The 9,094-nt window shown below is 54.4% G+C and carries 9 protein-coding genes and 2 pseudogenes; 7 read left to right on the top strand and 4 right to left on the bottom strand.

The annotated features are described in order from the left end of the window. The coding region (locus tag VGP75_RS08315; RefSeq protein WP_327542651.1) for an ABC transporter substrate-binding protein at window positions 1–556 on the top strand (556 nt) is incomplete at its 5' end. A gap of 398 nt (window positions 557–954) precedes the next feature. Here VGP75_RS08315 and VGP75_RS08320 read toward each other — a convergent pair. Further along, window positions 955–2,133 (bottom strand): IS5 family transposase, encoded by a 1,179-nt coding sequence (locus VGP75_RS08320; protein ID WP_327543216.1) that lies wholly within the window; start codon window positions 2,131–2,133, stop codon window positions 955–957. Window positions 2,134–2,272: 139 nt separating this feature from the next. Between VGP75_RS08320 and VGP75_RS08325 the strand changes: the two are divergent. Beyond that, a pseudogene (locus VGP75_RS08325) lies at window positions 2,273–2,488 on the top strand (IS1380 family transposase); the annotation flags it as partial. 246 nt (window positions 2,489–2,734) lie between these two features. Continuing rightward, a complete protein-coding gene (locus VGP75_RS08330) occupies window positions 2,735–4,180 on the top strand; it encodes a hypothetical protein (RefSeq protein ID WP_327543217.1) in 1,446 nt (481 codons plus the stop codon). 219 nt (window positions 4,181–4,399) lie between these two features. Here VGP75_RS08330 and VGP75_RS08335 read toward each other — a convergent pair whose 3' ends face one another. Both VGP75_RS08335 and VGP75_RS08340 read right to left on the bottom strand, forming a co-directional pair. Further along, window positions 4,400–4,894 carry a hypothetical protein gene (locus VGP75_RS08335; RefSeq protein WP_327543218.1) on the bottom strand — a complete coding sequence of 165 codons (495 nt, stop codon included), beginning with the start codon at window positions 4,892–4,894 and terminating at the stop codon, window positions 4,400–4,402. A gap of 441 nt (window positions 4,895–5,335) precedes the next feature. Continuing rightward, window positions 5,336–5,488 (bottom strand): annotated as a pseudogene (locus VGP75_RS08340) (IS1380 family transposase); the annotation flags it as partial. Window positions 5,489–5,784: 296 nt separating this feature from the next. Here VGP75_RS08340 and VGP75_RS08345 point away from each other — a divergent pair. Continuing rightward, window positions 5,785–6,360: a hypothetical protein gene (locus VGP75_RS08345; protein ID WP_327543219.1), complete on the top strand. Its 576-nt coding sequence runs from the start codon at window positions 5,785–5,787 to the stop codon at window positions 6,358–6,360. 287 nt (window positions 6,361–6,647) lie between these two features. Here the strand turns inward: VGP75_RS08345 and VGP75_RS08350 are convergent, their stop codons facing one another. Continuing rightward, window positions 6,648–7,316 (bottom strand): S24 family peptidase, encoded by a 669-nt coding sequence (locus tag VGP75_RS08350; protein ID WP_327543220.1) that lies wholly within the window; start codon window positions 7,314–7,316, stop codon window positions 6,648–6,650. Here VGP75_RS08350 and VGP75_RS08355 point away from each other — a divergent pair. The 3 genes from VGP75_RS08355 (at window position 7,272) to VGP75_RS08365 (ending at window position 8,940) form a co-directional block, all read left to right on the top strand. Further along, a complete protein-coding gene (locus VGP75_RS08355; RefSeq protein ID WP_327543221.1) occupies window positions 7,272–8,111 on the top strand; it encodes a hypothetical protein in 840 nt (279 codons plus the stop codon). The two genes, VGP75_RS08350 and VGP75_RS08355, sit on opposite strands and share 45 nt — an antisense overlap. Before the next feature lie 269 nt (window positions 8,112–8,380). Further along, window positions 8,381–8,593 (top strand): helix-turn-helix transcriptional regulator, encoded by a 213-nt coding sequence (locus tag VGP75_RS08360; protein ID WP_327543222.1) that lies wholly within the window; start codon window positions 8,381–8,383, stop codon window positions 8,591–8,593. After that, window positions 8,590–8,940, top strand: coding sequence for a hypothetical protein (locus tag VGP75_RS08365; RefSeq protein WP_327543223.1), 351 nt, complete (start codon window positions 8,590–8,592; stop codon window positions 8,938–8,940). Before VGP75_RS08360 ends, VGP75_RS08365 begins: the two co-directional genes overlap by 4 nt. Window positions 8,941–9,094 lie beyond the last annotated feature (154 nt).

The raw sequence follows: 9,094 nt of genomic DNA on the forward strand, positions 1-9,094 counted from the left end.
ACTGCTGTGTGACGGCGTTGCAAAGGATGAGGTCTATGACGTTCTGGCAACAGAAGAAGGCCAAGAGCGGGCGCTTGCCAAGCTCGACACCATCCGTGACAGCGTGATCTGGTGGTCCGCCGGTGCAGACACACCACAGCTTCTGGCTGATGGCGAAGTCTTCATGGGCTCAACATACAACGGCCGTCTGTTCGCAGCGATCGAAGAGCAAGGCCAGCCAATCGGCATGATGTGGGACGCGCAGGTGTTCGACCTTGACGGCTGGATCATCCCTGCAGGTCTGCCCGAAGATCGTCTCGCACGCGCTTTGGACTTTATCTACTTTGCGACAGACACTCAGCGTCTTGCTGATCAGGCCGCCTACATCTCGTATGGTCCTGCACGTTTGTCTTCTGCGCCACTGGTTGGCCAGCACGCAACACTGGGTATCGATATGGCACCACACATGCCGACAGACCCGGCGAACGCTGCAAACACCTTCCTGTACAACTATGAGTTCTGGGCTGACTACCGCGACGATATCGACGCGAAGTTCCAAGCCTGGCTTGCACAGTAAGTAATTTCGGAAAGGGGCGGTTTCGCCCCTTTCCATTTCTATAGATACCAAAATTTGCGTTAAACGATTGGGGACGACATGAGTGATACAACCAGCTCGGGACCAATGCTTGCTGCTGACGGCAGGCCTCTCAAAGAAAGCCTGGGACGCGCACTTCGCCGCCAAAAACTGCGGGCGCTGGCACTGATCGCCCTTTGGCTTGGACCAAACTTCTCCGCCAACGACCCAAAGGCGATAAATACGCAAGCGATCTGACTGATACAGAAATGGTCGTCGATGGCACGTTTAACAGGCTGCTGAAGAAGTCGGGCTCGAAGGACGTTGTTCCTGCCGCCACGATTTGAGGGCGGTTCGCTACGGCATCGGCGGCAGACGCCGGGTCTGGATTGCCTTTTCCGTCACGCCGCCAGGAGTTTCGGCAGCCTCGCGAGGTTGCAGGCCGCCATGGTCATCGTGAACTGCGCGCGGACCCTGTCGAGGCCGCGGTGAACGGTCTGGGCCATGCCGCCCACGGTCTTGGCCCAGCCGAACGGTTCCTCGATCTTCTTGCGGTGCCGTTGAGACAAGGCGTAGCCGGGATGCTGGGTGGTCCGGCCGTCGATGGCGGAATGCCTGGCCTTCTGCGCGACGTGCGGTGTCACGACCATGCGCCTGAGCGCGGCAATGAAGTCGGCGCTGTCGTATCCCTTGTCGGCCCCGAGCGTCAGGCGCCGGGTCGAGCCCGGTGAGTGGCGATTGATCATCTCGAGAGCCGCCTTGCGCTCGCCATGGCCGTCGGCGTGGGTGAGATCCGCCTGCACCACGAGGCCGTTGCGGTTTTCCATCAGCGTATGGCCCATGAAGCACAGCATCGCCGCGGCACCCGGCGCCTTCTTGTAAAGGCGCGCATCCGGGTCCGTGATTGAGGCATGGGTCGCGTTCGAGCGCTTCTCGCCCCGGAAGTTCACTTCGGCGTTGCGGGGCTGGCGGGGCGTGTCGGGCATAGGCTGGGTCTCGGTCTGCTGGGTCTGCTGGTCGGTGTCTGCGGAGGGCTCTTGGGTTGGTGGCGGCAGGCCGCCGGGATCGTCGTCGTGATCGGGTGGCGGGCTGTCCTTCGGCTGAAAACTCTTCATGGAGGCCCACGCCTTGATCAGGGTGCCGTCGACCGAGAAGTGCTCGTCCGACAGCAGCGGCTTGACCGAAGGGTGCGCCAGGATCGCGGCCATGACCTTGCGCGACATGTCCGTGGTCAGCAGCCGGTCGCGGTTCTTGCTGAACACCGTGGGGACCCACACGGCGTCGTCGATCCCGAGTCCGACGAACCACCGGAACAGCAGGTTGTAATCCATCTGCTCCATCAACTGCCGCTCGGACCGGATCGAGAACAGGATCTGGAGAAGGCTCGCCCGGATGAGGCGCTCCGGCGCGATGGAGGGGCGGCCGAAGTCCGTGTAGAGCGCGTCGAACTCGGCATCGAGGCTCGCCAGCGCGTCGTTCACGATCTGCCGGATCTTGCGAAGCGGATGACCTGCCGGAACCCGCTCCTCAAGGTCTACATAGCTGAACAGCGATCCCGCCGCCTCGTCCGTCCCGCGCATCGTTATCCCCACTGCCGCTGCCGTGCCGGAAGTGAATCATGTTCTCGAAACCGCGTCGAGACCGGCCTTTTTCAGCAGCCTGTTAATGCCGCCACCCAAAGCAACGGGCTGGCCACGCACGACAGATTTGCGCGACAAAGCCTTAAACCTGGCCACATTCTGGCGCTGCATCGCGCTCCCAGAGGCGATGGCTGGCTGGCCGCTGACCAGCTTCCAGCTAAAGCTAATCAAAATAGGGGAGAGCGCGCGTCGTCCGCGATTATCTTCCTGCTGGCTGAAGTGCCCGTCACCGGCCCGATGGTACGCGCCATCCTCGCCGCGATCCGCCGATTGCGAGCGTCCTTCATGCGCATGACCGCGATCCTCGCCCAAACTGAACGAAAGTGACAGGACAGGTCTGTCCGCTGCGGTGAAAAATGTTGCCGCCGGGCCGGGATGCTGCGGCCTCTCGGCCTGATCCGCACAATTCAGGACGTTTGCGCGAACACAGACGCCGCTGGGGCCGAAAAAAACTTGTTCACCTGGCACAATTAGGCAATCTTGACGTCAGACGGCAGGCCAGTTGCAGTATGTCGGGTAAGGTCATTTTGGGGGATTTTGGATGGAAAGCAAAACGATGACTAGATTTATACTTGTATTGATTGCTGTCTTACTTCCCTTCAGCTCAGCTAACGCGCAAGAAGCTTTCTTCGGTTCTTGGGTAGATGTCAGCGACGCATCAACAATTGAAATTCTCGATGGCTTTGCGCCAAATGTTGGGGCTGTGCTAGTTACCGATGAAAACGGTGATATCCAAGCTGGAAAGTGGACGTTCACTTCTGATGAGATGTCTGTTCGTATTGGTTATTCTTCCAGTGTAGCCGAAATCCTTGGTGACGGATCACTTTCGTTGAACCGGCGCTCTTTTGTCCGTAATGTTGAGGCTGAGCGTCAATCAGACGTACGTATACTACTGCGACGAGACACTAAGGAATTTGTTGAAGCGTTAACCCTCTCGCGTTGGCGAACAACGCTCGATACTCAACAAGCGATATTCCAAACCACTTTCTCAACGGATTCTGGTGTTGTTGTACTCAGCACCGATGAAGAGTTAAGTGAATTGTCTAGCTGGGGTCTTTCTTCAGGCATCCTGAAAATAGGCAGTCAAACTATAGCCGATGCGCGCATCTCTGGGCGCTACTTTGTGGGCATCACGGATCGTGAAGATTTCATCATCTTTATCAACGATGGTGTGCTTAGCGAGGCGGAGCGGACATCATTGGATGATGAGCGTGCTGCTTTCTTTGATCGGTTTCTCACTGACGAATGGCAAAGTTTACAGAGCTATGGCTCGCCTACGACGCATCGGTTCCGTCAAATTGATGGCGAGTTAAAAGGTAGAGTGTTTGCTGTCAGCGATGGTCGCTTTACTTCTGCAAGTGAATGGGAATACTCGCCAGCGACTGGAGCTCTGAAAATTGGCTACACCGAGTACGTTGGCGCTTTGGTCGTCGGAGACACGCTAGCGCTGTTGGAAAATGACGGTGACCAGGCATTTTTCATTCGTCCTAATAATGAACTAGCTGCCGGTCGGAGATTCACCCTTTCAGACGTCAAGCGCACGCCACTGAGCGAACAAAGACTAGGAGATTTGGTTGGCGTACTTTCGGGTAATTTCAGCTTAGGGAGCTACTCGTATCTTTTTGAGTTTGGGGAAGATTCTCGTAATGGCTTTATTCATGAGTTTCGAAGCCTGCCCTTCAATTTGACGGGCGAAACCTTTACTACTGAGCTCTTTAACAGGTCTGGCGCTATCTTCGAAGTGGAAGAGTTTGTAGTTTTTGATGGAACTCGTGCGTTCATGCGTGATGAATCCATTACGCGTCTTGCACCGATAACCGAAGATGCCGCATTAGCTGCAGCTGAGATTACACGGCAGATTATTGAGAGTGAAAAGACCACTGGAGTTTCGATCCGTATCGTCGATAAATCAGGGGTTATTCATAATATCGACCTGCCAATTGAAACGTTTGAAGATATGATATCACTAGAAATTGTAGGTCGCTGATTTTTATGGACGGTGGGGTGGCACTTGTTACCTTCAACAAGGATTGATGGCGGTCTGGATAGATATGTCATCATGCCCTGATGATGCGCCAGATGGCCAACATTTCACGCAAAATTTTTTATTTTGACGAGAACACGTGGTGGCAGATGTCATGCACGCCCAGGCGCACCGAGCAGGTCACCTTGACTATGATTAAATATTGATATTGTGTTTGGTATATTATGGCCCCCAACGCCAGCGCTGCAGCATCGATGGATTTTCTGAAATTTCCCTACAAACCATTCTAATGGAGTTTATAGCTGTCATTTCAGCGCCTCTAGATTTTTCGATGAAGCAGTTATTATAGATTATACTGCGCTGTTGTTGTTCCGTCTGAATGGCGCGACATGTTTCTCGCATGCTTTGCAATTCTAGCGTTGAATACCATGTAAGACATTCGCCTCCAATCGCTATTTGATAATTGAAATATAATCGCGCACTTCGCTCTTTAGCGCAAAACCCACCAGACGAAGTAACGTAAACGTACTCACTTTGCCCTGGTGAAACATCAACATTTGCAGTTAAGCGAGTGCCCGAAGTTGCGCCTTCGATAATTATAGTTCTTACCGTACGAGTGGACGAATTAAAAAAGTCAAATTCCAAGTTACCGATTGAGTTGCAGTACCAAGAAAAATCAGCACTATCAAAATTATGCCTTCTGGTTTCATGTGTCATTGGTGCGTGTCGCTTGCACACAGTACTGGGAATTTGTAAGCCTGCCCAATAGCTGCAATCTTGGGGTGGAGGCGCAGCTGGTAAAACTGTAAATCGGTCTTGAGCACTAGCCGCCATCGGCAACAGCCACAGACTGCTGAAAGCAGCCGCCAGAATGCCTTGTATATTATCCCTCCAAGTCATCTAACCCTCGCCGCTACTTCAATTTAAATCGGAACCCAATATAATTAAGCGTCAACACGTTGTAACTGACATTCTCCAAGTGGCGTCCCACTTGATATGAAAATCACCTGAATCGGACTGAGGGGCAAGCGTTTTTCCAGCCAAACGGCTTCACCGGTGGATCGCGCAGTTCGAGACATTTTTGCTGGGGCTGGCGTTTTTTAGTATGGCCGGCAGACTTGCCCTGCTGCTTTCGTTTAGGTTATGTCAGGATTTGGGTCATGCGCATGGCGGTGGCGCTCCCAATTGACGGATGGTGGCGATGATGGCGCGCACCATCGCGCCGGTAACGGCCACTTGGGACAGTTGAAAAGTAATGGCGCGGGCGTGACGGACGACGCGGGCTTTGATCTTGATCAGCTTGAGCTGCAGCTGGTTAGGTGCTCAGCTCTCGGTAGCCACTGGGTTTTCCAAGTCGTTATAAGGAACTAATCTCATGCCCCACTTAGAGTTACAAAAGTACTTTCCAAGCTGAACGCAGGCAGAGGCCGAAGAGAAATAACGTATTAGCGGTTCAATCCTGACTTTGACGTTAGTGTTCTGAATCATGCGTCTTAGCAAAGCCGATCACAAGCCTCGGCAGAAAGCGGTTGACCGCGTGGCAGCGTCACGCAATTTTATGCCAAGCGGCAGGCCACTTGGGGAATGTCGGCAGCAGGGGAGCCGACATGAAAAAAACGCTACTTAAGGTTGCGGGGGTTATGAGCGCGCTCAGTTTTCTATTGATGTCACTTGTGGCACAACACGCGATCGCTGAAGAAATACCAGCTATAAACCGAGCCGCCGTGGATCTTATTGTCGATGAATATCGCGCCAATTGTCGACAAGAGTTGGGCCCTGGTGCTGAAGGTGGTTTGATCGTTCCAGAGGACCGGGTGTATGAACTGATCATTGACGACCAAGGGACAAAAGCCACCGCCTTGTATACCGATTTTACTTGTGGTGATTGGCCGATGTTTTGGTGTGGCACAGGTGGATGTGATAGTTACATCATTGTCGACGGCAAGATATTTCAGTGGAGGGTAAGCTTCGCACCCTACGCGTTGCAGATACCTAATCCGTACACCCCAAACACACGTGCAGCAGTATTGTTCCCTCTGCATGGCATTTACTGTAAATCGGCTCGCGATGAACCAGGCTACGGGATGTTTGGTTGCTATGAGATTGCGTTGTGGGACCAACAAGCACAAACGTTTATGACGAGAAGTGGGTCATTAAGGGAGTATGATCCCAGGATGCCGTGATTTTTGTGGTGCGATTGATGGTGCTGGGGGTGAGCGATCCCACCTCGCAACCATTATCAATCTGGACGCATTGCTCATGGTGCCAAGCGCTAAAACGCCCGAGACAACACGGGCGACTTGTGCCTGATCCCAAAACGGGTCGGTTCTATAAGACGATCGTCCCGCCCATGTTTCTCAACAAGAATACGTGGTTGACTTTCTGCCCCCCTTGACAGAACTTCGAAGAATACAGAATTGCGCCCACGGACCGGATCCTTGGGCGTTTTTTTATTCCGGCAGCCTATCACCTACATCTCGCGCCCGTACCAACGCACGCGCCCAATGATATTGACCTCATCAGCGGTGCAGTCGTAGGGCGCGTATTGTGGGTTGTCGGAAATAATCCGCACTCTGGGAGGCTCGCTCATGGGCACACGCTCCAGGCGCTTGGCAACCAGCCCCATGCCGTCATGCAAAACGAATACGCCGGGTGGCGTCGGGTTGCGCTGGTTGAGATCGACCAGAATGACATCACCATCATTTAGGGTAGGGCACATGCTATCGCCTTGCACAGCCATGACCCTGAGCATGGACGGGGCGGCCTTGAGCCGGTCACGGATCCAGGCACGGCGAAAGTGGAAATCACGCACTGATCTGTCTTCGTCCTCGACGATTGCACCGCCGCCCATGGATGGACGCGCGGCCGCGTATTGGATGGCCACGAATTCGTTGTTGTAGTCTTCCGTAATCGGGTTCCCGCCGCTGACACGCCCTTTGCCGGTCAACAGCCATTCCTGTTCGACTTTGACGGCTGCGGCCACGCGAGACAATTTGTCAAGGTTGGGGGTGCGGGAGCGACCGCGCAGAATGTCATAGACAAATGTCCGGTTCACACCGGCTGTGCGTGCGACTTCAGCCACGGACATGCCAAGTTGGCTGATCCGTGCGCGCAGGCGCTCATTCATCAATATCGACATGTGCACTCTCTTGTTGATATATTTGTGGAAAAAATAGGATTGGCAGCCGATTGTCAATGCCGTAAAACAAAAGGGGAACATGGGGCAATGAGGATTCGGAATATGCTGCTAGAGCGGGATTCATTTGAGCTGTCCGAACTCGCTCAACGATGGCGCCTTTTGGATGCGGAAATCCGCTATCTGGTCTCCAATGGAAAGCTGCAACTCAGTGTGCGCATCATCGGAAAGGCAGCGACGGTTTTCGCGCTGGAGCATGAAGAAAATGGAGAGCCATTTTGGGTCCCGGTAGAGGAGACGATATTTACGGGGCTGGCCGATCTTGCGCTGCGCGATGCTTTCGGTCTTGTGCGTGAGGGTGAGGTTTCGGTTACTGATTTCTGGCTTCCGGATAACCGCAGGGTGACGCTGCATGACGATCATGGATTGCGCTTGGCATATGTCGACCTCTTGGTGCGGCGTGCGCATGCTGAAGCGCTTGATGTGGAACTTTTAGGCTTTGACGCCGGCCCCTTTACGTCCTTTGATTTTCGCTTGTTTATCTATGATGAATCCGAGTTTGCGTTTACCGCGCCGCAAGTCCGCGCCTTGGAGTTCATGTTGGCGCGGACCCGTGATGGTGTGCCGGACCAACACTTCCTTGATATCATTGATGCTGTTGGAAGCGCATCACAGCGGTTGAGCAGCTTGTTTAGTCGAAAGCCGCTCTGGTCACGGCTTTTGAAGAAAACGGCCGGGCGGCGCGGGTGGTACCACCTGGACCCGGATTTTGTGATCTGGCTGATTGCCAATAGCTGAGATGTTCCCCCACCCGTTATCCCGCCCGCCGCTCTGGCGGGTTTTTTGATTCCGGGGTGTTGGCATGATCCGGGTGCCGCCCCTTGTCTGCATTTGGTCTGCAGTTGGTGTGCATTTGGTATGCGCTTGTCTGCACGCCAGGACCAGCATCGGTCTTCACCTGTAAAAATAGGGGCAAAGAAAAAGTCTTAATGCATCCCAGTTGTGGGACGTATGCATACAAAGAAACGGGCATCACTCTTCCAGACACATTTAGACTGGAGAGATCAATGTCCGAGGTATTTCTGAATCAGGCCCGACTGTCCCAACGCTGGCAGGTGAGCCCACGCACACTTGAGCGTTGGCGCTGGCAGGGAGACGGCCCGGCCTTTGTAAAAATTGGCGGCCGGGTGGTTTATCGCCTTGCAGACGTCGAAAGCTACGAAGCCGCCAGGAGATGCGAGAGTACGCTGCAAAGCACTGCGCTGCGGGGCGCGCAATGACCATGGGCCGCTTCACCCATCAGACCCGCAACCCCCAGCCTGACATCTCCATCTGCGAGATCAGCTTTTGCGCTTGGGTAGCGCAGGCCGCTGCCAATGATGTGCTTGTCTATCATCGCGGGTTTCTGGCCGTCGATAAAGATACGCCGCTAGCGGGCCTCTCGCCGGAGGAACAGCGGGCGCTGCGTCGCTTGGCTGATGCCGCTTTTCGTGCGGCCGAGCAGGGGCTCATCCATCTCGTCCAGCAACGACTGGCGACAGATCGCTTTGCTTACCTTGCCATCGTGCGGCCCAAGCCCCGGTCCGGTCGGTCCGCAACCCATGTGCAGCTGCTGTCAGCTGCCTGAAGCCATTCACCCCAAAGGAGGGGGTATGAATGATTTGTGAGCGACCAAACGCCCTGAATTTGCTACTGAATTTGGGGAGGCGGATAGGTCTCAGGCTGGATTGTTACGTAGGGCATTGCGACCCTGTAAAGGAGCTTAGCCTTCGCCTGTTTCC

The organism is Yoonia sp., assembly GCF_036007805.1.
Taxonomy (GTDB): domain Bacteria; phylum Pseudomonadota; class Alphaproteobacteria; order Rhodobacterales; family Rhodobacteraceae; genus Yoonia.